This is a genomic window from Ancylobacter pratisalsi, from assembly GCF_010669125.1.
GTDB classification, from domain to species: Bacteria; Pseudomonadota; Alphaproteobacteria; order Rhizobiales; family Xanthobacteraceae; genus Ancylobacter; species Ancylobacter pratisalsi.
The window spans coordinates 1,168,202-1,193,832 of sequence record NZ_CP048630.1; the positions used below are offsets into that span (position 1 = coordinate 1,168,202).

The following is a 25,631-nucleotide window of genomic DNA, read 5'->3' on the forward strand; positions in this document are numbered from 1 at the left end:
AAATGGCGCACTGGCTCTACAAGTCCGAACCTTTCAAATGGTCGTGGAATCAACAGGTTGCCGCTGGCGCGACGGGCACGCACTGGGACGGCGTGCGCAATCACCTCGCCAAGCAGCAGCTCATCGCGATGCGGATCGGCGATCGCGGTTTCTTCTACCACTCCAATGAGGGCAAGGAGATCGTCGGCATCGTCGAGGTCATCAAGGAGGCCTATCCGGACCCCTCCGACCCGTCGGGAAAATTCGTCATGGTCGACATCAAAGCGATAGAACCATTGAAGAATCCAGTCTCTCTCGCGGCAGTCAAGAACGAGCCGCGCCTGTCCGAGATGGCACTGATGAAGTTCTCCCGCCTTTCGGTACAGCCCGTCACCGACGAGGAATGGGCCATCGTTCTGGAGATGGCGGGCGGGACACGGTGACGCGGCGCGGCGGCGCGGATCCACAGGCCTTCATTCGCGCCGAGACGCGCGCCCTCCCAGTGCCGCTGGCGCCGGAAATCACGCTCCATCTGGCCGTCGAATCGGTTCCCATCTGGCAGCGAACCGAGGAAGAACTCGGCGAAATGGGCCTTCCGCCACCGTTCTGGGCCTTTGCCTGGGCAGGTGGGCAGGCGCTCGCCCGGCACGTGCTCGACCATCCCGAAATCGTGCGCGGGCGCCGCGTTCTGGACTTCGCAGCGGGCTCCGGTCTCGTCGCCATCGCGGCATGGATCGCCGGGGCGGCGGTAGTAGAGGCGGCGGACATCGACCCTTTCGCGCAGGCCGCAATCACCCTCAATGCGTCGCTGAACGGGATCGAGGGTCTCCACGTGGTGACCGACGACATCGTCGGCACGGATGCCGGCTGGGATGTCGTGCTCGCCGGAGACATCGCCTATGAGCGCGACACCGCGACCCGTGTCTTCGCGTGGCTGGAAAGCCTTGGCGCACGCGGTGCGCAGGTCTGGATCGGCGACCCCGGCCGCTCCTATCTGCCGCGCGAACGGCTGCAATGGATCGCGGAATACGGCGTGCCGGTCACCCGTGAACTGGAAGATTCCGAGATCAAGCGCACCGCCATCTGGCGGCCCCGGGACACCGGGAACTGACCGGGTGAGGTCGGCGTCGGCACCGCTGGACAACGGGAGTGGCCCGGCTTTTGGCGGCGCCTAAGGACGAATACATACCAACCAAAGTTGCGCGCCCTCTATCCTTGTCGGGGGTAGAGTGCGTGCCCATAATCGCACGGAACCAAAAAGGGCGCCTCGCGCCTGCCGTAAGGGAAGAAACGCCATGTCGGAAAAAATCTATGACGTTCCCCCCGAGTGGGCGACGCGCGCCTACCTGGACGACCACGGCTACAAGACCAAATACGAGGCGTCCGTGCGCGACCCCGAGACCTTCTGGGGTGAGGAAGGAAAGCGGATCGACTGGTTCGAGCCCTACACCAAGGTGAAGAACACGTCGTTCGCGCCGGGCGCGGTGTCGATCAAATGGTTCGAGGACGGCGTCACCAACGTCGCCTGGAACTGCATCGACCGCCACCTCGACACCCGTGGCGACCAGGTGGCGATTATCTGGGAGGGTGACGACCCGTCGGAATCCCGGCACATCACCTACAAGGAGCTTCACGACGAGGTCTGCCGCTTCGCCAATGTGCTGCGCAACCGCAATGTGGAGAAGGGCGACCGCGTCACCATCTACATGCCGATGATTCCCGAGGCTGCCTACGCCATGCTTGCCTGCGCGCGGCTTGGCGCCATCCATTCGGTGGTGTTCGGCGGTTTCTCACCCGACAGCATTGCCGGCCGTATCGTGGATTGCGGCTCGCGGGTCATCATCACCGCCGACGAGGGGCTGCGCGGCGGGCGTAAGGTGCCCCTGAAAGCCAATGTCGACGCCGCCATCGCCAAGGTGCCCGCGGACACCGTCGACCACGTGATCGTGGTGCGGCGCACCGGCGGGGCGGTCGACATGACGCCGGGCCGCGACGTCTGGTACGACGAGGCGGCCGCTCTTGTCACCCATGAGTGCCCGGCCACGCCGATGAACGCGGAAGACCCGCTGTTCATCCTCTACACGTCCGGATCGACCGGCAGCCCCAAGGGCGTGCTGCACACCACGGGCGGCTATCTCGTCTTCGCCTCGATGACCCATCAGTATGTCTTCGACTACCACGAGGGCGACGTCTACTGGTGCACCGCCGACATCGGCTGGGTCACGGGTCACAGCTACATTGTCTACGGTCCGCTCGCCAATGGCGCGACGACGGTGATGTTCGAGGGCGTGCCCAGCTATCCCTCGAACGGTCGTTTCTGGGAAGTGATAGACAAGCACAAGGTCAATATCTTCTACACCGCGCCCACGGCCATCCGCGCCCTCATGCAGAGCGGCGACGAGCCGGTGAAGAAGACCAGCCGCGCCTCGCTGCGCCTGCTCGGATCGGTCGGCGAACCGATCAATCCCGAGGCGTGGGAATGGTACCATCGCGTGGTCGGGGAGGAGCGCTGCCCGGTGGTCGACACCTGGTGGCAGACCGAGACCGGCGGCATCCTGATCACCCCGCTCCCCGGCGCCACACGGCTCAAGCCGGGCTCGGCGACGCGACCCTTCTTCGGCGTGATCCCGCAGGTGGTGGATGCCGAGGGCAACATCCAGGAAGGCGCCTGCGAGGGTAATCTCGTGATCGCGGATTCCTGGCCGGGGCAGATGCGCACGGTCTATGGCGACCATGAACGCTTCATGCAGACCTATTTCTCGACCTATCCGAACAAGTACTTCACCGGCGACGGCTGCCGGCGCGATGCTGATGGCTATTACTGGATCACCGGCCGCGTCGACGACGTGATCAACGTGTCCGGCCATCGCATGGGAACGGCCGAGGTGGAGAGCGCCCTGGTGGCTCACCCGAAGGTTTCGGAAGCCGCTGTCGTCGGCTATCCGCACGACATCAAGGGCCAGGGCATCTACGCCTATGTGACGCTGATGTCGGGCGTGGAACCCACCGAGGAACTGCGCAAGGAACTGGTGACCTGGGTGCGTCGCGAGATCGGCCCGATCGCCTCGCCCGACCTTCTCCAGTTCGCGCCCAGCCTGCCGAAAACGCGCTCGGGCAAGATCATGCGCCGCATCCTGCGCAAGATCGCCGAGGACGAGTTCGGCAATCTCGGCGACACCTCGACACTGGCGGACCCCACCGTGGTGGACGATCTGATCTCGCATCGCCAGAACAAGAAGCACGCGGCCGCCTGAACGCGCCGCAGCCTCGTGAAGATCAGGAGGGCGGGCCCGTGGGCCCGCCCTCTTCTCGTTTCAGCCCCGCACCAGATCGCCCAGCAGGCTGGCGGCGACGGAGAGCTTCGACACCGAAAGGCCGGATCCGGCGATCTCGTGCACACCGTTGCGGGCGCGCTCCACCGCTTCGCCGCGCACCTTGGCCCATGCCGCGACGCCTTCGGCACCCGCGCCATGTTCGGCCACCACTTCCGCCGTCAGCCGGCGGACCGCCACTTCGAACGCGGCCAGCGCCCGCTCCAGCGCCAGCCGGTCGTAATAGTCGCTCACCGGCACCCCATGCGCAGCATCGAGGATGCGGTCGAGCCGGAAATGCAGCGCCAGCGCAAAGAAGGTCGCCGCCACATCCGTAATCGGTGCATGGGTGCGATCGGCGATCATCACGATGTCGGTGGCACTCGCCACCGCCGTCAGCCGCGCGACGCTGCGCGCTAGCTTTTCGGGAACCCCGGCATGAGTCCAGCGGGCGATACGGTCGTCGCGCTGGGCACGCGCCTCCTCGGTCAGAAGCTCGCGCACCACTCCGCCTAGCACCTCCTCCACCGGCGCGATGCCGGCGGCATAGTGTGCCACCAGATCATCAAGACCCTGCCGCAAGTCGACATTGCGCAGGAACCAGACGGTGCGATCAAGCAGCACGTCCTGTACCGCCGCGTACAGGTCGGTCTGCACACCTCCCGGCACCGTGCCGTCGAGGGCATCGATCGCCGCATTGAGCCCATCGAGATCGAAACTCTCGCGCGTGGCCGCGAAAGCCTTGGCAATGGATCCCGCATCCGCTCCGGTCTCGTCCGTAAGCCGGGCCAGGAAGGCGGGGCCGCCATGGTTGATCATGGCATTGGACAGCCGCGTCGCGATGATGTCGCGCCGCAGCCGGTGCCCCTCGACGCCCTCGGGAAAGCGCGCGACGAGTTCGTCCGGGAAATAGGCCGTCAGTTCGCGGGCGAGATAGGGGTCGTCCGGCACGTCGGTATCAAGCAGATCGGCATGGGCGGTCAGCTTGGCATAGGCCAGCAGCACCGCCAGCTCAGGGCGCGTGAGCCCCTCCCCGCGGCCGCGCCGCTCGTTCAGTTCGGCGTCGCTCGGCAGGCACTCGACCACGCGGTCCAGCAGGCCGCGCGCCTCCAGCCGCTGCATCAACCGCTGGTGGAAGCCGAGTTCGTCGAGCGCGCGGCGTTCCGCCAGTGAGAGCGCCAGCGTCTGCAGGTAATTGTTCCGCAGCACCAGCACCGCCACTTCCTCCGTCATGGAAGCGAGGAAGCTCTTGCGGCTGTCGGCGTCGAGTCGGTTCTCCCGCACGGCCGGCACCAGCGCGATCTTGATGTTCACCTCGACGTCAGAGGTGTTCACACCGGCCGAATTGTCGATGGCGTCGGTATTCAGCCGCACCCCGCCACGCGCCGCCTCGATGCGCCCGCGCTGGGTGACGCCCAGATTGGCGCCCTCGCCGATCACCCGCGCCCGCACCTCCGCGCCGGTGATGCGGATCGCGTCATTGGCGCGGTCGCCGGCCTGCGCGTCGGTTTCCGCCGTGGCGCGGATATAGGTGCCGATGCCGCCGAACCAGACAAGGTCCACCGGCGCACGCAGGATCGCGCTCATTACCTCGGCGGGCGAGGCCGTACTCTTCTCGAAGCCGAGCGCCTCGCGCACCGCAGGGCTAAGCGGGATACTCTTGGCGGTCCGCGAGAACACCCCGCCGCCGGAGGAGATCAACGACTTGTCGTAGTCCTGCCAGGACGAGCGCGGCAGGGCGAACAGCCGCTGGCGTTCCCTCAGCGAGGCTACCGGATCGGGGCTGGGATCGAGGAAGATGTCGCGGTGGTCGAAGGCGGCGACCAGCTTGATGGTATTCTCCAGCAGCATGCCATTGCCGAAGACATCGCCCGACATGTCGCCGACCCCGGCCACGGTGAAGGGCGTGGTCCGGATGTCGATGTCCATCTCACGGAAATGACGCCGTACAGCCTCCCAGGCGCCACGCGCGGTAATGCCCATGGCTTTGTGGTCGTAGCCCACCGAGCCGCCCGACGCGAAGGCGTCCCCGAGCCAGAAGTCTCGACCCTGCGCGATCGCGTTCGCCGTGTCGGAGAAGGTCGCGGTCCCCTTGTCGGCGGCGACGACCAGATAGGGATCGTCCTCATCATGGCGCACCGTCTTGTGCGGATGGACGATTTCCGCGCCCTCGATGTTGTCGGTGACGTCGAGCAGGCTGGAAATGAACAGCTTGTAGGCTTGGGTCCCCTCGGCCTGGATCGCCTCGCGCGGTCCGGCGGGCAGACGCTGCGGCACGAAGCCTCCCTTGGCGCCGACCGGGACGATGACCGCGTTCTTCACCTGCTGTGCCTTGACGAGGCCGAGCACTTCGGTGCGGAAATCCTGCGGCCGGTCAGACCAGCGCAGGCCGCCACGCGCGACACGGCCAAAGCGCAGATGGATGCCCTCCACGCGCGGGGAATGAACGAAGATCTCGAACAGCGGCTGGGGCAACGGCATGCCCTCGACCTTGTGCGAGAGGAACTTGATGGCAATGGCCGGCTTCGGGCCTGCGTCCTCGGCGAGTTGGTGGAAATTGGTGCGCACCGCCGCCTCGATAAGGTTGGCGAAACGGCGCAGGATGCGATCCTCGTCGAGACTCTGCACATCGGCCAGCGCGCTCTCGATCTCCTCACGAATGGCCGCCTCGCGCTGCTCCCGCGCCTCATCGGCAGCAAGATCGAAGCGGGCGTGGAACAGTGCCACCAACCGATCGACAATGGCCGGGTGCGCGTTCAGCGTCGCCCAGAGATAGTCCTGGCTGAACGGAATCCCGATCTGACGGAGATAGCGCCCCAGCGTGCGCAGCAGCGCGATGTCGCGCCAGCCAAGCCGGGCATTCAGCGCGAGCGCGTTGAAGCCGTCGCTTTCGGCCAGGCCGCGCAGTACCGCCATCAAGGTGGCGTGCAGGCGTGATTCCAGCGCCTCCAGCTCGATCTGCCCGCCACCGCGACGCGCCAGCACCATGTCATGAACGTAAACCGGGGTGCCGTCCTTCGGCGCCACGGTGAAGGTGCGCTCGTCGATCACGACGAAGCCCATGGCCTCCAGCATCGGCACACGCTCGGAAAGCAGGCGCGGTACGCCGTAGCTGAGAACCTTGAGTGCGGCACGTTCACGCCCGGCCACCATGTCCGGGCGATGGAAATCCGCAGCCACCGGATTCTGTTCGCCCAGACGCTCGATCAGGCGGAGATCAGCCACCGCATCCTCGGCGGAATAATTGCTCTGATATCCGGCCGGAAACGCCTCGCCATAGCGCAGGCTGAGGGCCGCGGCCTGTTCGGTCGGGAACACCAGCCGCAGCGCCTCATCGAACGCGTCCGACCAGGTGCGGATCACCTCGGCCACGCCTTCCTCAAGCTGGGCGCGGCTCACATCGGGTTCGAGCTCTCCCGTGCGTTCGATGATGAAATGGACGCGCGTCAATGGTCCATCCATGAACAACGGCCAGAACATCGCCACCTGACCGCCGAAATTCTCGGCGAGCAGGCTGCCGATACGTTCGCGCACCTGCGAGCCGTAGCGGTCGCGCGGCACGAAAACCAGCACCGAGACGAAGCGGTCGAAGCGGTCGCGCCACGCCAGCACGCGCACGCGCGGATGCTCGTCGAGTTGGAGGATGGCGAGCGCGAAATGGTAAAGCGGCTCGGGCTCGATCTGGAACAGGTCGTCGCGCGGGAAGTTCTCCAGCACCTTGACCAGCGCGCGTCCGGAATGGCTCTCGGTCGCGAAGCCAGCGCGGGTCAACAGCGTGTCGACCTTCCGGCGCAGCAGCGGAACGCCGCGCACCGAGCTTGTATAGGCTGTGGCCGTGAACAAACCCGCCAGGCACAGACCGCCGGTGATGTTGCCCTCCGCGTCGTAGCGTTTGATTACCACGACATCGATCCAGGTGCGCCGATGCACCAGGGAGAGCGTACGCGACTTGGTGACGATCAGCGGACTCGGCTTGGCAAGCACGTCGCTGAGATCGGCGCTCACGGCGCTGGGATCGCTGGCACGGCGGAACAGGCGGAATTCCTCATCGGAAAGCAGCCCGAGAGCGTCCTTCATGCGGCGGTCGAAGCGCGAGGGCACGCGGCCGGAAACCACGCCCCCCACCGCGTCGTAATGGCGGCAGCCGAGAAAGGTGAAATTGCCAGCGAGCAGCCATTCGAGGAACGCCGTCGCCTCGGCCACCTCTTCGCGCGGTACCACGGCCGGCGCATGGCCAAGGTCCGCCATGGCGGACCGCACCTCGGCCACCATAGGCTTCCAGGCGTCCACCGTCGCGCGGACCTGCGTCAGCACCGTGCTGAGTTCGTCGACCAGGGCGGCACGGCGCGATTCGTCCTCGATGCGCGCCACGTGGATGTGGATCAGGCTCTCGCGCCGCAACTGGCCGGTGCCGACGTCACCGATGCCGTGCAACTCGCCCGCACTGTCGCGATCAACCCCCAGGATCGGGTGAACCACCAGCGTGGCGGTGAGTCCCTGCGCGTTCAGCGCCGCCATCACCGAATCGAGCAGGAAGGGCATATCGTCATTGACGATTTCGACCACGCTCACGCGGGAGAGGCGGTCGCCGCCCGAGACCGGTGCGGGCGGCTCCACGCGGATGTCGAAACCGCCGGGACGCCGCGCCTTGAGATGGGCGTATGCGCGCCCGGCAAGGTTCGCCAGCTCATGCGCTGTGTAGAGCCTCACATCCTCCGCAACGGCGCGCCCGAAAAGCCGGCCGGCAAAATGTGGCGGCACCTCGCCATCGGTGGCCTGCAGAATCAGGTCGGCCTGCTCGACGAGCTGGCGCGCCGCGCGCTCGTCCTCGGTGGCGAGAAATCCTTCGACGCCCATGATTGTCCTCCCTTGCCGATTAACGGCGCCCTGTTGCCGCTCATGGATGCGGCTGGGCTTGATGGATGCACTCTATCCTGTCCGTGCGATGACGGCATGCGATGTGATCCGTCACCACTTTGTTGCACTGCGGTCACACATACGGCGCGTCACGCCTGGTTTTGACATTGATCAACCCCGCCCGTCCCCCCTGGTCGCAGGAATGTGTCCACGGCCGCTGTGGGGATGGGGGGCCGCTGGGAAATTTGGGGAAAGAAAATGTCGATGCGTCGTTCGACCTTCACCGCCGCTTGCGCGGCGCTTCTCGCGCTGCCGATGGCCGCTTCCGCTGGCATGGCCGCAGATGTCGCCGCGCCGGCACCGGCCTACAAGGCACCCGCGCCGGTGGTGGAGCGCAGCCCGTGGCAGATCCGCGTTCGCGCGCTGCTGGTGATGCCCGAGGATGGCGGCTCGGTGGACGGCGTATCGGGCTCGGATCTCAGCTATTCGAACGCGGTCGTGCCCGAACTCGACATCACCTACTTCTTCACCGACAACTGGGCTGCCGAACTTATCCTTGGCGTGACGCCGCACGACATCAACGGCTCCGGCTCGCTCTCGGGCCTCGGTAAGATCGGTGAAGTCTGGCTGCTGCCGCCGACCCTTACACTGCAGTACCACTTCACCGATTTCGGCGCCTTCAAGCCCTATGTCGGCGCCGGCGTGAACTACACCATCTTCTTCGATCAGAAGGCCGACAGCGCTGATTCGCTTGATGTGAAGGACAGCTGGGGCTTCGCGCTCCAGGCCGGCTTCGACTACATGATCGACGAGCACTGGGGCTTCAACGTCGACGTCAAGAAGCTCTTCCTGCAGCCCGATTTCGACGTAACCGTTGCCGGCAACGCTCTGACGGGCAAGGCCGATCTCGACCCGTGGATCGTCGGCCTCGGCGTCACCTACCGCTTCTGAGTTCGGGGGAACGCCTTGGAAGCGACAAGGGCCGGCGCAAGCCGGCCCTTTTTCTTTGGTCTTCCTGGACTGCGTGGTCCCCGGCTCAGTGCCGGAAGTGGCGCACGCCGGTAAACACCATGGCAACCCCGGCCTCGTCGGCGGCGGCGATCACGTCCCTGTCGCGGATGGAGCCGCCGGGCTGGATCACCGCTGTGGCGCCGGCTTCGATCGCAGTCAGCAGACCGTCGGCGAAGGGGAAGAACGCGTCGGAGGCGACCACGCAGCCCTTGGTCAACGGCTCGGCGAGACCGGCAGCGGCGGCCGCATCCCGTGCCTTGGAGGCCGCGATCCGGGCCGAATCCACCCGGCTCATCTGCCCCGCACCGATGCCGACAGTCGCCAGATCCTTGGCATAGACAATGGCATTCGACTTGACGTGCTTGCACACACGGAAAGCGAAGGCGAGGTCCGCGCGCTCGGCCGCAGTCGGGGCGCGTTTGGTGACCACCTGCAGCTCCATGCCGTCGACCACCGCATTGTCACGTGACTGCACCAGCAGTCCGCCGGCCAGCGACTTGACCTGAAGGCCCCCCGCACGCGGATCGGGCAATGCACCGGTCACCAGCAACCGCAGGTTCTTCTTGGCGCCGACGATCGCCACGGCCTCCGGCGTCGCATCGGGGGCCACGATCACCTCGGTGAAAATCTCGACGATCGCACGCGCCGCCTCGGCATCGAGAGTGCGGTTCAGCGCCACGATGCCGCCGAATGCGGAGGTCGGATCGCAGGCCAGCGCCTTGCGATAAGCCGCTTCCAGCGTCTCACCTTCCGCCACGCCGCAGGGATTGGCATGCTTGATGATCACCACCGCAGGCGCCCGCACCGGATCGAACTCGGCCACGGCTTCGAAGGCGGCGTCGGTGTCGTTGAGGTTGTTGTAGGACAGCGCCTTGCCCTGAAGCTGGCGCGCCGTGGCGACACCCGGCCGGAGCGCGCCACCTTTGTAGAACGCCGCGCTCTGGTGCGGATTCTCGCCATAGCGCAGCGCCTCGGCGAGGGTGCCGTCGAAAATACGGGTGTTCGGAGTGTCGTCGCCCTCGACGCTGGCGAACCAGCGGGTGATGGCCGCGTCATAGGTCGCGGTGCGGGCATAGGCGAGTTGCGCCAGCTTGCGACGCGTCGCCAGCGTGGTGCCACCCTTGCCCTCCAGTTCGCCCAGCACGGTCTCGTAGCTCGACGCATCGACCACCACGGCCACATCCGCGTGGTTCTTCGCGGCCGCACGGATCATCGCCGGACCGCCAATGTCGATGTTCTCGACACATTCGTCGTAATCGGCGCCACGCGCCACCGTTGCCTCGAACGGGTAGAGATTCACGACGACAAGGTCGATCGGGCCGATGCCATGCTCACTCATCGACGCCTGATGCCCGGCATCGTCACGCACGGCGAGAATGCCGCCATGGACGGCCGGGTGAAGCGTCTTCACACGCCCATCCATCATTTCGGGAAAGCCCGTGAGGTCGGCGACGTCCAGCACCTTGAGGCCAGCCTCCGCCAATGCCTTGCGGGTGCCGCCAGTCGAAACCAGCTCGACGCCACGGGCGACGAGACGTTCGGCGAAAGCAACGAGCCCGGTCTTGTCGGAGACGGAGATCAGGGCACGGACGATTGGGCGGACATCGGTGGACATGGGACGGCCATTTCTTAGCGGGATCAAGGCGTCGCCCTACCACGTCCGCGCCGAGACGGGAACACTCGCGCACAACGCCGCGGCTCCATGCAGCTATGCGCAAAGCCTCCCTGCCGGACCTGACGCCTCAGGCGCGCAACGTTTTCACCCGCACGAATGTCCATTCCACCCGGGGCGCCGTCCGAGCCTGGCCGCTGATGACCAGTTGCTCGGTGCGGCGGGGCCCGCTGCTCGCCGCGAGCATGATGCTCTCCTCGATCACCACGGTGCATTCCGGCGCGGTGAAGGCCCAATGATCGCCATCAGGCAACTTGAGGATGACGGAGTGCCCATCGCTTGCCCGGGTCGGCTTCACGGACGGGTGGAGGTGGAAGCGGATGGCATAGGCTGCGGGTTGGTCGGCCGAGAATTCCTCGCCATGCGCAACGCGGAAGAGGTCCTCTCCGTCGAGCCGCGAGCCGTCCGGCGACAGCCGCCACGAGCGCTGGTGGATCACACCAAGACGCCTGGCGTAGCCGTCATGGCTGGCGCGCAGCACATCCGCTCCGCCGCGCTCGCCACGGTCGACATGAAGCTCCGCCGGTCCTTCGAGAATGGGCGTTCCACACAGGCGCATCAGCGCCCCGCCGCTCACAAAGCGGCAGGAGGAGGTATCTTCGACCGTCGCGGTGGAATGGGCTGCCGTCTGCCGCGCCACGGCGCGCCACTCCTCGCGCGCGGTAGCCGGCATGCCGCAATTGACCACGATACGATTTCGTCCCGCCGACATTTCGAAGGACAGGCAGCCCGCATGGGCTTCGTGACTCAGCGGCATCGGCGGAGGCGCGCCGGTGTCCGCGATCAGCACCGTGCCAGCGGCTTCCAGACGGTGATAGCCTGAGTAGGGCGCGTTCGACAGCGGGCGCCCGCGCGCATCGTCATAGGCGAGCACGGTCGCCAGCCAGTCGGCAGGCGTCGGCCCCATGCCGTTGAAATGGGCGAAGGCACCGTCGACATGCCGGAAGAAGCGCAGCATCGGCATCATCCGGTCGATGGCGTTCAGCAGCGCCGGCGGGGGCGGCATGTGCCGGGCACCGAAACACTGGCGCAGCGGCAGCAGATCGAGCAGCACCTCCACCAGTAGGCCGGGATTGCGGCTGGCATGGCCGCCATCGGCGAGCACCTGCCGTTCAAGTTCCTCGGCAAGGCGCTTCTGCGCCAGCTTCATCAGGCGGGTCTGGTCCGCCATGCACAGGCTGGCGAAGCTCAGCGCCAGTGCGCACATCAGCCGGGGCCGGCCGTCACGAGCATCCGCCCCGATGCTCGCGAGCATGCGCACCTGGCTGGTGAGGCTGCGAATGAACCGGCGATGAAAACTCGGATCCGCGTCCTGAAGCAGGAGAGGCGACTGGGTAAGCCAGTTGATCACCCGCCGGGCCATGATCTCCGGCGAGGAGGCGACCGGGAGCCGGTGGCCGCGCATCGCGATCCAGTCGCTCACCAGCGCGCGCGCATTGGCGCGGGCGATCGCGGTGCTTGCAGCCTGCATGTGGCGCAGCCAGGAGAACGACATCAGCTCCTCGGCCCACTCGCGCGAGGGTGGCTCCATCTCGAAGGGCGAGGCGCCGTCCGTCAGCACCACCTTGCCGGCGAACGCGAAACGGCCGGCATAGAACTCGCTGGCGCGGGTCGGGTCCCCGGTACGCAGATCATGCGGGGCGAAGAGCAGGCGCGAGGGAACCGGCACCGCCGTGCTGCGCCAGGGAAACCATGGATGCACCATCAGACAGGTGCGCAGCCTGCGCCAGCCGGACTGTGTGACGAACAGCGCCAGCCTGACACGGTCCGCGTTGATATCGCGGGCCATCAGCGGCCTACCTCTTGTTGAATCTGTCCGGCAAGCAACAGCCCTCCCCGCGCCCGCAGCTTAGCGAAGCCTTCGCACGGGTCCAACTGCCTCGCCGCGAACCTTCCGTCCTTCATGCCCGACGGAGCCGCGCGGCGAAGAAGCCGTCAAGGCCGGCCTGCCGCGGATCGGCGTCGGGCAGATGGGTCGGCAGTGTGCGCAGCTCGCCTGCCGCGTTGATCCACTCCGCCGCCACTCCGCATTCGCCCGGCTGGATCGGCTCGCGTCGAAAATCGGGATGGGTGGCGAGAAAAGCCGAAATCTGATTCTCGCCCTCCTCCGGCTCCAGGGAGCAGGTCGAATAGACCAGCACCCCACCGGGCCGAAGGATCTGCGCGCTGTGGGCAAGGATCCGCGCCTGCAGGGCCGCGAGCGTGGCAACATCCTCCCGTGCCTTGGTCCAGGCGACATCGGGATGGCGGCGAATAGTGCCCGTGGCCGAGCACGGGGCATCGATCAACACGGCGTCGAACGGGCCACCCTCGAAAACGGCCGCATCGGCCTCGACGATTTCGGCCTCCAGACCCAGTCGATCGAGATTCTGCTGCAGTCGCTTGAGGCGCGTGCCCGAACGATCCACCGCTGTCACCCGCGCACCCGCTGCGGCGAGCTGGGCGGTCTTGCCGCCCGGCGCCGCGCACAGGTCCGCAATCTCCATGCCGGCCGTGGCATGAAGCAGCTGCGCCGGAAGCGCCGCGGCCGCGTCCTGCACCCACCAGCCGCCCTCGGAGAAGCCCGGCAGCGCGGTGATGTTTCCGGCGTCGACGAGACGGATCGTCCCGTTAGGAAGCAGCCGCCCGTTCAGCGTCGCCGCCCAACCGGCCGGGTCCGACTTCGCCGTCAGGTCGAGCCCCGCCTCATGCGCCAGAGCCCGCGAAATCGCGTTCCCGGTCTCGGCGCCGTAGGCTTGCATCCACCCCTCGATCATCCATTTCGGCTGATCCGGACCCTCGGGCAGCAGGGCGCGTCCCTCGCGCGTCACTCGGCGCAGAACCGCATTGATAAGGCCCTTGAAGCCCGCAGTCGCAGCGTCCTCGCCAGCCAGGGCGACACTGGTCGCAACCGCAGCATGGTCTGGCACGTCGGTGAGCAGGATCTGCGCGGCACCGATAATCAGAATGGTCTCGACCCGCTTCGCCTTAGGCGGCAGGCTGCGTTCGATCATGCCGCGCAAAAGTGTACGCAGGCTACCCAGACGGCGCAGACTTGTCGCGGCGATCATGCGGGCCAGCGAGCGGTCGCGATCGTCCAGATCGCGAGTAAGCCGCTCGAGGCTTTCCTCGAGCGGGCGCGACTTGTCGAGCACGGCATCCATCGCATCCGCCGCAGCGCGTCGCACCGCGATCCCGGGAAGGGAGGGTGGAGGCGCCCCCGGCGGGCGCGGGCGCTCCGCGGAGCCGGGCCGACTGCCGCGATTCGCGGGGCGGCGATTTGATGCGCGCGAGGTCTCGTTCATCGCCTACGCACTAGGCCGGCACAGAGGCGAACGCAACCGTACCGCGACGCGGTCATGGACGGACCGAACCGTTTCCGCAGGAAAGAGTTGTACGTCAAGCCTTGTGGAAGCTGCAAAGATTGGCTCCTATCTCATTCACGCGGTAGCCGCCGTCCGGTGTCGGCATCGACCAAGCGTCAGGAATAGTGCTCTAATTCATGCCTCATCTCATTCTGATCGCCGATATCGGTGGAACGTCATCCCGCCTCGCACTGGTCAGCGCCAACGGCGTCCCGACCCATGTGCAGATCCACCGCAATGATTCGTTCTCCGGTTTCGAAGCGTTGATCGAGGCCGACCTCGCGATGCGCGATCCCGCGACGACCGAGGCGATCGATGGTGCGGTGCTGGCGGTCGCAGGCCCGGCGAATGGACAGTTCATCGAGCTGACCAATCGCGACTGGTCCCTCACCAAGCGTAACCTGCGCAGGCATTTTGGCTGGCATAAGCTCACCGTGGTCAATGATTTCGAGGCGCTGGCCTATGGGGTTACGGCCCTTGGCCCAGATGATCTGGCGCCGATCGGTCAGGCACACGCGGATAAATCCGCGCCGATGTTGGTGTGCGGCCCCGGCACCGGCTTCGGATCGGCGGGACTTTTGCGGCTGGGCCGGGGACTGCAACGCGCCATCACCGGAGAAGGCGGCCGCTGCCGGCTTGGGGCTACCACCGCCGAAGAGGCGCGGCTGCTGGCCCATCTGGTCGGTGAACTGGGCCCGGTTGTCGTCGAACATGCCCTGTCCGGGTCGGGCCTGTCGCGGATCCATCGCCTCTTCGCAGGCGAGGACATCACGCCCGAACAGGTGATCGCCGCCGCTCATCGCGACGATGACGGTGCGCTCGCCAGCATCGGCATTTTCCTACGGCTATTCGGCCGCATCGCCGGAGACCTGGCGCTCATCTTCGATGCGCGGGGCGGCGTTTTCCTCGCGGGCGGCATTTCGGCAGCACTGGCCCCGTTTTTCGAGGCCTCCCCGTTCCGCGAAGCCTTCCAGGAACATCCGCCCTTCGAGGCCCGGCTCGCCGCGACACCGGTGAACGTCATTTTGCATCCCACGCCCGGCCTTGTCGGCTGTGGGCAGCTCGGCGGCAGGCTGGCAAAGGCGCTCAGGGCGAGACGCGCGAAACTCAACCTCGCGTAAAGAGTGCAGCGTCGGCCGCCGCCTCCAGAGCCGCCACATCCAGCCCCGCCCGCTCCAGCGTCATGCGCATATGGTCGGGCAAGGGCGCGCTGACATCGATGGGGTCGCGGATCTTGTCCCGCCCCTGGCGTTGGGGGATGACCACCCGGCGCGAATGCAAATGCAGGATCGGCCCGCCCGGCAGGCGGGAAGCGCCGCCATAGATATTGTCACCAAGAATCGGGTGGCCGATCGCGTCCAGATGCACACGAAGCTGGTGGGTGCGCCCCGTGAGCGGTGACAGCGCGAGCACGGCCAGCCCTTCGGCCGTGGCCAGAACCCGCCATTCGCTGATCGCCTCCTGGCCGCGCGGATCGACCTGCATCCACCAGCCCCGCTGCGGCGAGCGCTTGGAGAGCTTCAGTTCGATCCGCCCTTCGGACTGTGCCGGCACACCGCGCACGACCGCCATATAGGTCTTGCCGACCGAGCCTTCGGCGAAGGCCCGGCCGAGATCGGCCAGCGCCTTGCGATGGCGCCCCAGCACAAGGCAACCCGAGGTGTCCTTGTCGAGCCGATGGGCGAGTTCAGGCGCATTCGGCAGGCCGAAGCGCAGCGTGTCGAGATGGTCGGCGAGCGTTTCCCCGCCCTTTGGCCCCCTATGGACCGCCAGGCCTGCCGGCTTGTTGATCACCAGCATCATGCCGTCGCGGTGCAGCACGCGCGTGGCGATGTCGAAAGGGATGGCGGGCTCTACCAGGCTCATGACGTCGTCTCACCACAAAGGCGCGACGACGTCGAGCCCTTGAAGGGGCGGGCGCGGAAGGAAAGCCGCGTCAGTCCTTTTCCAGCTCGTCCTGAATGTCGAGCGTGGAGCGCACGCCGATATCGTCGAAGTGCTTCTCCAAAAAGGCTTCCGCCACCTCGCGGCCCACGGCCTTGAGATAGAGCAGGAACTCCCACTCCGCGTTCATCTTGGTCGACGCATCAAGCGCGACCAGCCTCTCGGCACCGTCAATGCGATGAATGCGCAGATCGCGATAGCCGTCGATGCCGTCGCCCTTCCTGTTCAGGTTACCGCTCTTCAACAGGCGTGTGACGAAATCCGCCGCGCGCAGCTGGGCCAGCAAAGAGGCGTTGAAGGTGATCTCGTTCATCCGGTTGTTGATGTCGCGGGCCGTCTTCGGCGTTTCGCGGCGGATGATCGGGTTGATCTGAACCAGGAGGATGTCGTCGGTCCTCACCACGTTGTAAAATGGGAAGATCGCGGGATTGCCCATATACCCGCCATCCCAATACGGCACGCCGTCGATTTCCACCGCCTGGAACATGAACGGCAGGCAGGCCGACGCCATGATCGCCTGCGCCGTCAGCTCATGTTTGGAGAAAACGCGCACCTTGCCGGTATGAACATTGGTGGCGCTCACAAAGACATGGACGTGATTGCACGATTGCAGCGCGTCGAAATCAACATGCTCCTCAATGAGGTCCATCAGCGGGTTGATGTTCAGCGGATTGAAATCGTAGGGCGACAGGAACCGGCTCATCACGTCGAAGGCGATGTAGCTCGGGTTCGCATTCAGCGACCAGTTGCCCATCAGGCGGTCGAGCAGGGTGCGCTGGAGCGGACTGGTGCGGCCGTCCTTGGAGACCGCCCGCCAATAGCGATGCAGCGCCTCACGCCCGCCTTCATTTCCCCCGCGCGCCAGCCCGGTGGCCAGAACCGCCGCGTTCATGGCGCCGGCGCTGGTACCGGAGATACCTTCGATCGCGATCCGGCCGTCTTCAAGAAGCCGGTCGAGAACGCCCCAGGTGAAGGCGCCATGTGCGCCGCCGCCCTGCAGCGCGAGGTTGAGTACCTTCAGCTCCTGTCCACCAGATTTGGCCGGCTTCTTCGCTGTGGCAGGCGCACGCTTGACCTCGGCCTTTCCGGTCGGGCCGGAAAGCGCGCCGGCCACGTCCTCGGCTTTGGTCATCTCATCCGACGCGACAGCGTTTGCACGCGGCTTGGATTTCGCGGCGGCCGCCTTCGGCTTCACGGTCCCAGGCTTTGCCACCGAGGACTGCGTCGCAACAGGTTTGGCCGCCTTGGACTTGGCGGGCGTGGACTTGGCGGGCGTGGACTTGGCGGGCGTGGACTTGGCGAGCCCGGGCTTGGCGGTCTTGAGCCCGGCAGCCTTGGGCGTCGCGGCTTCAGGCTTTGCCGCGCCGGCCGAGGCCCCCTCTGGCGACTTCGCCTCTGACGTCGTCACCTCAGGCGCTGGCGCCGCCGAAAGCACGGCCTCAGGCGAGGCGACGGCTTCGCTTGGGGTGGAGACGACGTTGCTCCCGGCCGCCTTCTTGGCGGACGGGGCACGCGGGCGCTTCGGTGTGATCGGCGTATCGGCCACTCGGCTTCTCCTGATTACTTATTCCGCGACCCAGCCGCCGTCGATCTGCTGCAGCGCGCCGGTGATCGACTTGGCATTGTCGCTGCAGAGGAAGACTGCGAGGGCGGCGACCTGCTCGACCGTCACGAATTCCTTGGTGGGCTGTTCGGCCAGGAGGAACTCCTTCACCTGCTCCTCGGTGATCCCGCGCGCCTTGGCGGTATCGGGGATCTGCTTTTCCACCAGCGGGGTCCAGACATAGCCCGGGCAGATCGCATTGCAGGTGATGCCGAACGTCGCCGTCTCCAGCGCAACCGTCTTGGTCAGGCCGGCAATGCCATGCTTGGCCGAGACATAGGCCGACTTGAAGGGAGAGGCGACCAGCGCATGGGCCGAGGCGGTGTTGATGATGCGCCCCCATTTGCGCGCCTTCATCCCCGGCACGGCCGCCTTGATGGCGTGGAAGGCGGCGGAAAGGTTGAGCGCGATGATCAGGTCCCACTTGTCGTCCGGGAAGTCCTCGATCGGCTGGACATGCTGCACGCCGGCATTGTTGATGAGGATGTCGACCGAGCCGAGCGTCTCCTCCGCGAATTTGATGAGCCCGGCGCATTCCGAGCCCTTGGTCAGGTCCGCGCCTGAGTAGATCGCCTTGACGCCGAACTCGCTTTCGATGCTGGCCCGCTCCTTCTCGATCGCCGCCGGATCGCCGAAGCCGTTCAACGTCACATTCACGCCCTCGGCGGCCAGCGCGCGGGCGTAGGCCAGCCCGATACCACTGGTGGAGCCGGTGATGACGGCATTCTTACCCTTAAGCATTCAACAACTCCTGATCTCGAAGGCCGCTGGACGCCTGGCCTCTAGGCTCGCGTCCGGTTGTCTGAATTCCTACATCAGCCACGCTAGCACGCTGTCGTGCGCTGCGAAGACCACTTATTGCACGGCACCCTTCCACGCAGCGGTCATCCGGTCGACATGGTTTTCGGTTTGCTAGCGGTGGAGTACGATCAGGCGATGACGATACAACTCGACGCCACACCCAAGGCGCCTCACGCCGAACACGACCACAGCATCTGCGTGGCCGAAGCGCTCGCACGCGCCGAGCTGTGCTGCGGCGAGAGCGGCGCCCGGCTCACGCCGCTGCGGCGGCGCGTGCTGGAGGTGCTCGCCGACAGCCATGTCCCGCTGGGAGCCTATGAGCTGGTGGAGCGACTCGGGGCCAGCGGCGAGAAGACGCCACCCATGTCGGTCTACCGCGCGCTCGACTTTCTGGTCGGCGAGGGGCTTGCCCACCGCGTCGAGAGCCGCAATGCCTACATTGCCTGCGGACGCGAGCACGCGGCGGACGATGTGGTGGTGTTTCTGATCTGTGACGACTGCGGATTGACGACGGAACTTGCTTCCCACGCCATGGGTCGCGACCTTGCCTGGGCGGCACGGTCGGCCGGTTTTTCCCCTCGCGCCTCGGTGGTGGAAATTCCCGGTCTGTGTGCGCCCTGCGCCGAGCACCGCCGCGGTCCTGCGGCCGGCAAGGACCGTTGACGTTGGCACTCATCGCGCCTACCCGAACGGGCAGCCCGACGGGATCCCGCTTGCTGTCGCTCTCCTGGAACATCCGTGCATGACCCACGCACCCGCCATCGCCAACCCCGAACGCCAGATGCCGGCACGTATCGTTGCCGAGGAGCTGGAAGCCGCGGGCCCGGCCGCGCGCCGCCTCACCGTGCCGGTGAAGGTCGGCGACATCACCGTCGGCGGCGGCGCTCCGGTGGTCGTGCAGTCCATGACCAATACGGACACGGCGGATCCGGAAGGCACGGCCCGCCAGATTGCGACGCTGGCCCGCGCCGGTTCGGAGATCGTCCGCATCACCGTCGACCGCGACGAAGCCGCAATGGCAGTTCCCGAGATCCGCGAGCGCCTGCTGAAGATGGGGCTGAACACCCCGATCGTCGGCGACTTCCACTACAATGGCCACCTTCTGCTGACCAAGTACCCGGACTGCGCTGCCGCGCTGGACAAATACCGCATCAACCCCGGCAATGTCGGCTTTGGCGAAAAGCGCGACCGCCACTTCGCCACCATCATCGAGCTGGCGATCAAGCACGACAAGGCGGTGCGCATCGGTGCCAACTGGGGTTCGCTGGACAACGACCTGCTCACCACGCTGATGGACGAGAATGCCAAGCTGCCGCACCCGGCGCAGGCCCGTGCCGTCACCCGCGAGGCGCTAGTCCGTTCCGCGCTGCTGTCCGCCGCGCTTGCCGAAGAGATCGGCCTGCCCAAGAACAGGATCATTCTCTCCGCCAAGGTGTCGGCGGTACAGGATCTCATCACCGTCTATGCCGAACTCGCACGCCGCGCCGACTACGCGCTCCATCTCGGCCTCACCGAGGCGGGCATGGGCTCCAAGGGTATCGTCGCCTCTTCCACGGCGATGGGCGTTTTGCTGCAGATGGGTATCGGCGACACCATCCGCGTCTCGCTCACCCCCGAGCCCGGTGGCGACCGGACGCGGGAAGTGACGGTCGCCCAGGAGATGCTGCAGACCATGGGCCTGCGCACCTTCGTGCCGCTGGTCGCCGCGTGCCCGGGCTGCGGGCGCACCACCTCCACCACCTTCCAGGAACTCGCTTTCGAGGTGCAGGACTTCATCCGTACCTCGATGCCGGAATGGAAGAAGCGCTATCCCGGAGTGGAAACCCTGAACGTCGCGGTGATGGGCTGCATCGTGAATGGGCCGGGCGAGAGCAAGCACGCCGACATCGGCATCTCGCTGCCGGGCACCGGCGAGTTCCCCACCGCGCCGGTCTATCTCGACGGCAAGAAGGCGATGACCCTGCGCGGCCCGAGCCTGCGCGAAGACTTCAAGAAGATCGTCGAGGACTATGTCGCGAAGCGTTTTGGGGTCGGCCAGCCGGCCGCCGGCGTCGACGCGGCGGAGTAGTCAGGTCCACGACCGGGCAGCGGCTTCGCTCAGAATGGATATCACGGTCGATATCTGCGCGACGAAATCCATCGGCCCTTTGTCGACGTCGTGTCCACGGCGCCCACATGCGGCGCAAGGCCCGGGGAACCGTGCCGGCTCCGCGCCGTCCCGCCTTTCCGGCATGCCAGCCGCGCATTGTCGGCCGCGTGGGGGCTCAGAGGCTTTCGCCCGTTGCCCTGCCAGCCCTTATAGCGTAAAAGCCCGCGCTCGCCCGAGCCTGTGAATGGCAGGGCTTTCAGGAGAACCATGATGGGCTACAAGGTCGCCATCGTCGGCGCCACAGGCAATGTGGGCCGCGAAATGCTGGACATCCTCTCGGAGCGCGGATTCCCCGCCGACGAGGTTGTTGCGCTCGCCTCCCGCCGTTCGGTGGGCACGGAAGTCTCGTTCGGCGACAAGACCCTGAAAGTCAAAGCCCTTGAGCATTACGACTTCTCGGACACCGACATCTGCCTGATGTCGGCCGGCGGCGACATCTCCAAGGAGTGGTCGCCCAAGATCGGCCGTCAGGGCTGCGTGGTGATCGATAACTCCTCGGCGTTCCGCTACGATTCCGACGTGCCGCTTATCGTGCCGGAAGTGAACGCGGATGCCGTGAAGGGCTTCACCAAGAAGAACATCATCGCCAACCCGAATTGCTCGACCGCGCAGCTCGTCGTGGCCCTGAAGCCGCTGCACGATCTGGGCACGATCAAGCGCGTCGTGGTATCGACCTACCAGTCGGTATCGGGCGCGGGCAAGGATGCGATGGACGAGCTGTTCGCGCAGACCCGCGCCGTGTTCGTGTCCGATCCGATCGAGCCGAAGAAGTTCACCAAGCGCATCGCCTTCAACGTCATTCCTCACATCGACGTCTTCATGGAGGACGGCTACACCAAGGAAGAATGGAAGGTGATGGCCGAGACCAAGAAGATCCTCGACCCGAAGATCAAGCTGACCTGCACCGCGGTGCGGGTGCCGGTGTTCATCTCCCACTCCGAGGCGGTGAATGTCGAGTTTGAGCGGCCGGTCACCGTCGAGGAGGCCACCGAGGCGCTGCGCAACGCACCCGGCGTTCTGGTCGTCGACAAGCACGAGCCCGGCGGCTACATCACGCCCTACGAGGCGGCCGGCGAGGATGCGACCTTCGTGTCGCGCATCCGTGAAGACGCGACCGTCGAGAACGGCCTCGCCTTCTGGTGCGTGTCCGACAACCTGCGCAAGGGCGCGGCGCTGAACGCGGTGCAGATCGCGGAAGTGCTGGTGAACCGCAAGCTTCTCGCCCCCAAGCAGAAGGCGGCGTGAGCCGACGCTCCCCGCTCGGCGCAGCGCGCCACGCGGCAGGAGCCCGGCCCCGGCTGTTCGCCAAGAGACATGCAACGGCCGCCTTCGGGCGGCCGTTGTCATTCAAGCGCTACCTTGTCACCGTTCCGCCGAACTCGATATGCACTGTGCGTCGCAGCAATCGGTAGGAATGGAAAAACGTGCTCGCCCGTCTCCTCATCTTCGCGGTTCTCGCCGCCAGCGGTCTCGCGGCTCTTTCCGTCCCCGCCTTCGCCCATCCCCATGTCTGGGTGGTGGTGAACTCCGAGCTGGATTACGCCCCCGACGGTTCGCTCACCGGGGTGCGCCACAACTGGACCTTTGATGAGAGCTTTTCGAGCTACGCCCTTCAGGGGCTCGAGAACGGTCCCGACGGCAAGCCGACCGAAAAGACGCTAAGCGATCTCGCTCAGGTGAACATCGATTCTCTCAAGGATTTCGACTACTTCACCTACGCGAAGCGCGGCAAGGAGCAGTTCCCCTTCGCCCCGCCGAAGGACTACAGCCTCACCTATGACGGCACGGCGTTGACGCTGCACTTCACATTGCCGCTGCAAAAGCCCCTGCCCTCGAAGGGCCAGACGGCCATCGACGTCTATGACCCGACCTATTTCGTCGCTTTCCAGCTGGCGGACAACGATCCGGTCAAACTGGCGGGAGGCCCCGCCGGCTGCACGGTGAATCTCCACCGGCCCGATCCGGCAGCGACGTCCTCCACGACACTGTCGGAGGGCTTCTTCAACGCCCTCACCTCGACCAGCAATTTCGGCTCCCAGTTTTCCAATCGCGCCACGGTGAGCTGCCCGTGAAACGTCTGGCTCTCGCCCTGCTCACGGTGCTCGGCGCCGCACTCGCCCTGCATCCCGCCCTTGCGCAGTCGCCCTTCGGTGTCGCGGCGCCGTCCGCGGCGGAGCCGTCCGGCATTGCCGGCTTCATTCTCGCCAAGCAGGCCGAATTCTACCGCCTTCTCACCTCGGCCGTCCGCGCCTCGAAGCAGGATGGCAGCGCGCTCGCTCTGCTGGGCGGCATCTCCTTCGCCTATGGCATGTTCCACGCCGCCGGCCCCGGCCATGGCAAGGCGGTGATCTCGTCCTATCTGCTGGCCAATGAAGCGACGCTGAAGCGCGGCGTCGGCCTCGCTTTTGCCAGCGCGCTGGCCCAGTCGATGACCGCGATCCTGGTCGCCGCGATATTCGCCGTCGTCATCGGCGCAACAGCGGCGACCATGAGCCGGGCGGTCTACCTCATCGAGGTGGTCGCCTACGGGCTGATCGTGCTGATCGGTCTGCGCCTCGCCTATGCCAAGGGTCGCGCGCTCCTTGCCGCGTGGCGCGGGCAGCCCGATCACGTTCACGGCGCGGACTGCGGCTGCGGCGACGATCACGCGCACATGCCCGGTCCCGAGGCGTTGCCCAAGCAGGACGGCTGGCGCGAATGGTGGGGAGCGGTGCTCTCGGTGGGGCTGCGCCCCTGCTCGGGCGCGATTCTGGTGCTGGTGTTCGCGCTGACGCAGGGAATCTTCTGGGTCGGGGCGGCCTCAACCCTGTTGATGGGCGTCGGTACCGCGATCACGGTCAGCGCCATCGCCGCGCTTGCGGTCTTTGCCAAACGCGCGGCGGTACGTCTGGCGGCGACCCGGCCGGGCTCGACCGGGTCGATCGTTCTGCGTGGCGTGGAATTCGCCGCGGCGCTGCTGCTGGTCGCGTTCGGCCTCGCGCTGCTGCTCGGCTTCATGGCGACCGAGCGCCTGTCACTGGCCTGAGAGGTCAGTCCTTCAGATAGTCGTAGATCACCTTGCCCATGCCGAGCGTGAGGTTGGCCTTGAGGTGCACGGCGGACACGACCTCCAGCACCGGCAGCTTGGCAACATCGCAGATCGCGTGCGGGTACAGGCCGAGCGCGGCCGGGCCGGTCCAGGCTTCCTGCAGGGTGATGTCTTCAAGGTAGTACTCGACCAGCTCGCAGATCCGCGCTGTGCCGTCGACATGGGGGATGATCTTGATCATCCAGTTCGGCGCCTTCAGCGAGGCCAGCGTCGCGTCGTGATCGAGTGCCTCGTATTTGTAGCCCATGGTGCCGCAGGCACAGAGCACGCTGCCATAGTTGAGTTTGGCGACCAGCGTGTCGCTCTCCACGTGGAAGCTCGGCTTGGCCAGCTTCTTGGGGAAGCCCCAGAGCTCGCGCCCACCGGCGATGGGAGCCTCGTCGTCGAGATACATGGAGTGGACGAAGCCGCCCTTGCGACCCTCGAATTCGACCGGGATCACCTGCCCGGTCTCGGTGTAGTCGCCGAAGCCGGTGGAATCCGGCATGCGGATGAACTCGTACTTGACGATGTCGCTGGTGACCTTGAGCGGCTCGGGAACCACCTTCTGCAGCGCCGCCGGATCGGTGCGATAGGTGATGATGAAATATTCGCGATTGAAGAAGCGATAGGGCCCCTTCGGGTAGGAGGGGCTGGTCAGCGGCATGGAATAGGCAGTGCGACGAACGTCTTCAATCTTCATGACTAGCCCTCATCGATAAGATCGGGAGAGCCTAATCGAGAGTGCGCCGCAGCAACAGTGCGAACCGCGTCGTGTTTCCTTCACAGTACGATCAGACCGCCGACGCCTTCCTGCGTACCGATGGCAAGCGCGCCACCATCGGCACGCCAGGCAAGCGCACTCACCGGGCCGCCGGCTGGCGCGCGCGCCAGGATTTCCGCGCCGTCCGATACCCGGACCAGCAGCACCAGCCCATCGTCATAGCCGCAGGCAAACACCTCGTCCTTGGGGTGGGCCGCGACACAGGAGACGCGCATGTCGCGGGGCGCCAGCATGGTCGGCTGCTTGCCCATCGGCCCCTCCTTGGTGGCGAAGGGCCAGAGAATCGCCTCGTTGGAACCGGACGTCGCCAGAAAACGCCCACCGGACGTGAACGACATGAAATTCACCCGCGCGGGGTAACCGGACATGCGCATGTTGGCACCGTCGGCCAGCCGCCAGCCGTGAAGCGCGGGCTCCTGCATGGTGGTGATGACGAAGCGCCCATCCGGGTGCCAGAGCACGCCGCGATGCGAGCCCTTCCAAGCCAGGACTTCGGGCTTGGCCTGCGCATTGGGAAACCACAGCGTCGCCCCGCCATAATGGGCGATGGCGAGCCGCGTGCCCTTCGGCGCGAAGGCAAGTCCGCCGACCGTGGACGGCAGGTCGAGCGTCCGGCGCTCACCCTTCAGGGGCTGGAAATGGGCGGTCTTGCCGACCGAGAACGCCACGCTGCCGTCCGGCCCGGCGGCGACCTGGTCGATCCAGCGTCCCTTCTGCTCGAACAGCGTCTGCGTCGAACCATCGCCGGCCGTGGCCACGACGCGGCCATCGTCGCCGCCGGTCAGTATCCGGCGCGCGTCGCTCGAAACACTGAGTATCGCCCCATTATGGGCCGCGACGCGCTCCACCGTCTCCCCCGCCAGCACGATCTCCCTGCTCCCGAGAGCGAAGACCGCACGGGTTCCGAGGAAGCCCGCGCCGACAACGCCGTCGCCGAGGTCAAGCGGCTGCAGCTTGGACGTGATCGAGGAGGGCATCGAAGAGGGGGATGAGGACAGGGCAGTCATGGCGCACTTGGTTATCGGGCGGGACGCGAGAGTTAGCCGATGACAGGCCCGCCGTCACGCCCCGTGGCCGACGAAGCCGCCAGATCGGTTCATCCGGGTGCC

General features: G+C 66.2%; 19 protein-coding genes. 10 read left to right on the forward strand and 9 right to left on the reverse strand.

Going from position 1 to position 25,631, the window contains the following annotated elements; translation table 11 throughout:
* The first annotated feature begins 2 nt into the window (after positions 1-2).
* From G3A50_RS05740 to acs, 3 genes are all read left to right on the forward strand, one after another.
* Positions 3-422: an EVE domain-containing protein gene (locus G3A50_RS05740; RefSeq protein ID WP_163074363.1), complete on the forward strand. Its 420-nt coding sequence runs from the start codon at positions 3-5 to the stop codon at positions 420-422.
* Positions 383-1,090: a class I SAM-dependent methyltransferase gene (locus G3A50_RS05745; RefSeq protein ID WP_210255230.1), complete on the forward strand. Its 708-nt coding sequence runs from the start codon at positions 383-385 to the stop codon at positions 1,088-1,090. Before G3A50_RS05740 ends, G3A50_RS05745 begins: the two co-directional genes overlap by 40 nt.
* A 184-nt stretch (positions 1,091-1,274) precedes the next feature.
* A complete protein-coding gene (gene acs, locus G3A50_RS05750; protein WP_163074364.1) occupies positions 1,275-3,233 on the forward strand; it encodes an acetate--CoA ligase in 1,959 nt (652 codons plus the stop codon).
* Between the two features lie 60 nt (positions 3,234-3,293).
* Here acs and G3A50_RS05755 read toward each other — a convergent pair whose 3' ends face one another.
* The gene (locus G3A50_RS05755; RefSeq protein ID WP_163074365.1) at positions 3,294-8,147 is read right to left on the reverse strand and encodes an NAD-glutamate dehydrogenase; all 4,854 of its coding nucleotides are present in this window, start codon (positions 8,145-8,147) and stop codon (positions 3,294-3,296) included.
* 315 nt (positions 8,148-8,462) lie between these two features.
* Here G3A50_RS05755 and G3A50_RS05760 point away from each other — a divergent pair, with 315 nt between their 5' ends.
* Positions 8,463-9,098: an OmpW/AlkL family protein gene (locus tag G3A50_RS05760; protein ID WP_163077332.1), complete on the forward strand. Its 636-nt coding sequence runs from the start codon at positions 8,463-8,465 to the stop codon at positions 9,096-9,098.
* An 85-nt stretch (positions 9,099-9,183) separates the two neighbouring features.
* Here the strand turns inward: G3A50_RS05760 and purH are convergent, their stop codons facing one another.
* The 3 genes from purH to G3A50_RS05775 all read right to left on the reverse strand — a co-directional run bounded on the left by purH (position 9,184) and on the right by G3A50_RS05775 (position 13,997).
* Positions 9,184-10,773 carry a bifunctional phosphoribosylaminoimidazolecarboxamide formyltransferase/IMP cyclohydrolase gene (gene purH / locus G3A50_RS05765; protein WP_163074366.1) on the reverse strand — a complete coding sequence of 530 codons (1,590 nt, stop codon included), beginning with the start codon at positions 10,771-10,773 and terminating at the stop codon, positions 9,184-9,186.
* A gap of 127 nt (positions 10,774-10,900) precedes the next feature.
* Entirely contained in the window at positions 10,901-12,619 is a 1,719-nt protein-coding gene (locus G3A50_RS05770) for a heparinase II/III family protein (RefSeq protein ID WP_163074367.1), read from the reverse strand.
* 112 nt (positions 12,620-12,731) lie between these two features.
* Positions 12,732-13,997 (reverse strand): RsmB/NOP family class I SAM-dependent RNA methyltransferase, encoded by a 1,266-nt coding sequence (locus tag G3A50_RS05775; RefSeq protein ID WP_281355840.1) that lies wholly within the window; start codon positions 13,995-13,997, stop codon positions 12,732-12,734.
* Positions 13,998-14,311: 314 nt separating this feature from the next.
* On the opposite strand from G3A50_RS05775, the gene G3A50_RS05780 reads away from it, so the two are divergent.
* Entirely contained in the window at positions 14,312-15,295 is a 984-nt protein-coding gene (locus G3A50_RS05780; RefSeq protein ID WP_163074369.1) for a glucokinase, read from the forward strand.
* On the opposite strand, the gene G3A50_RS05785 is transcribed toward G3A50_RS05780, so the two are convergent.
* From G3A50_RS05785 to G3A50_RS05795, 3 genes are all read right to left on the reverse strand, one after another.
* Positions 15,282-16,040, reverse strand: coding sequence for an RluA family pseudouridine synthase (locus G3A50_RS05785; protein ID WP_163074370.1), 759 nt, complete (start codon positions 16,038-16,040; stop codon positions 15,282-15,284). The two genes, G3A50_RS05780 and G3A50_RS05785, sit on opposite strands and share 14 nt — an antisense overlap.
* Positions 16,041-16,110: 70 nt before the next feature.
* A complete protein-coding gene (locus G3A50_RS05790; RefSeq protein ID WP_246252162.1) occupies positions 16,111-17,664 on the reverse strand; it encodes a patatin-like phospholipase family protein in 1,554 nt (517 codons plus the stop codon).
* Between the two features lie 18 nt (positions 17,665-17,682).
* On the reverse strand, positions 17,683-18,462 hold the full coding sequence (locus G3A50_RS05795; protein ID WP_163074371.1) for a 3-hydroxybutyrate dehydrogenase: 780 nt from the start codon (positions 18,460-18,462) through the stop codon (positions 17,683-17,685).
* 195 nt (positions 18,463-18,657) lie between these two features.
* On the opposite strand from G3A50_RS05795, the gene G3A50_RS05800 reads away from it, so the two are divergent.
* The 5 genes from G3A50_RS05800 to G3A50_RS05820 all read left to right on the forward strand — a co-directional run bounded on the left by G3A50_RS05800 (position 18,658) and on the right by G3A50_RS05820 (position 23,696).
* Complete coding sequence (locus G3A50_RS05800) at positions 18,658-19,185, forward strand: Fur family transcriptional regulator (protein WP_163074372.1); 528 nt, start codon at positions 18,658-18,660, stop codon at positions 19,183-19,185.
* A 118-nt stretch (positions 19,186-19,303) separates the two neighbouring features.
* Positions 19,304-20,590 carry a flavodoxin-dependent (E)-4-hydroxy-3-methylbut-2-enyl-diphosphate synthase gene (gene ispG, locus G3A50_RS05805; protein WP_210255278.1) on the forward strand — a complete coding sequence of 429 codons (1,287 nt, stop codon included), beginning with the start codon at positions 19,304-19,306 and terminating at the stop codon, positions 20,588-20,590.
* A gap of 291 nt (positions 20,591-20,881) precedes the next feature.
* Entirely contained in the window at positions 20,882-21,916 is a 1,035-nt protein-coding gene (locus G3A50_RS05810) for an aspartate-semialdehyde dehydrogenase (protein ID WP_163077341.1), read from the forward strand.
* Between the two features lie 179 nt (positions 21,917-22,095).
* Positions 22,096-22,743 carry a DUF1007 family protein gene (locus G3A50_RS05815; RefSeq protein WP_163074374.1) on the forward strand — a complete coding sequence of 216 codons (648 nt, stop codon included), beginning with the start codon at positions 22,096-22,098 and terminating at the stop codon, positions 22,741-22,743.
* Positions 22,740-23,696 (forward strand): nickel/cobalt transporter, encoded by a 957-nt coding sequence (locus tag G3A50_RS05820; RefSeq protein ID WP_163074375.1) that lies wholly within the window; start codon positions 22,740-22,742, stop codon positions 23,694-23,696. Before G3A50_RS05815 ends, G3A50_RS05820 begins: the two co-directional genes overlap by 4 nt.
* 4 nt (positions 23,697-23,700) lie before the next feature.
* On the opposite strand, the gene G3A50_RS05825 is transcribed toward G3A50_RS05820, so the two are convergent.
* The gene (locus G3A50_RS05825; RefSeq protein WP_163074376.1) at positions 23,701-24,441 is read right to left on the reverse strand and encodes an acetoacetate decarboxylase; all 741 of its coding nucleotides are present in this window, start codon (positions 24,439-24,441) and stop codon (positions 23,701-23,703) included.
* Between the two features lie 80 nt (positions 24,442-24,521).
* Complete coding sequence (locus G3A50_RS05830; protein ID WP_163074377.1) at positions 24,522-25,529, reverse strand: WD40 repeat domain-containing protein; 1,008 nt, start codon at positions 25,527-25,529, stop codon at positions 24,522-24,524.
* Positions 25,530-25,631: the final 102 nt, after the last annotated feature.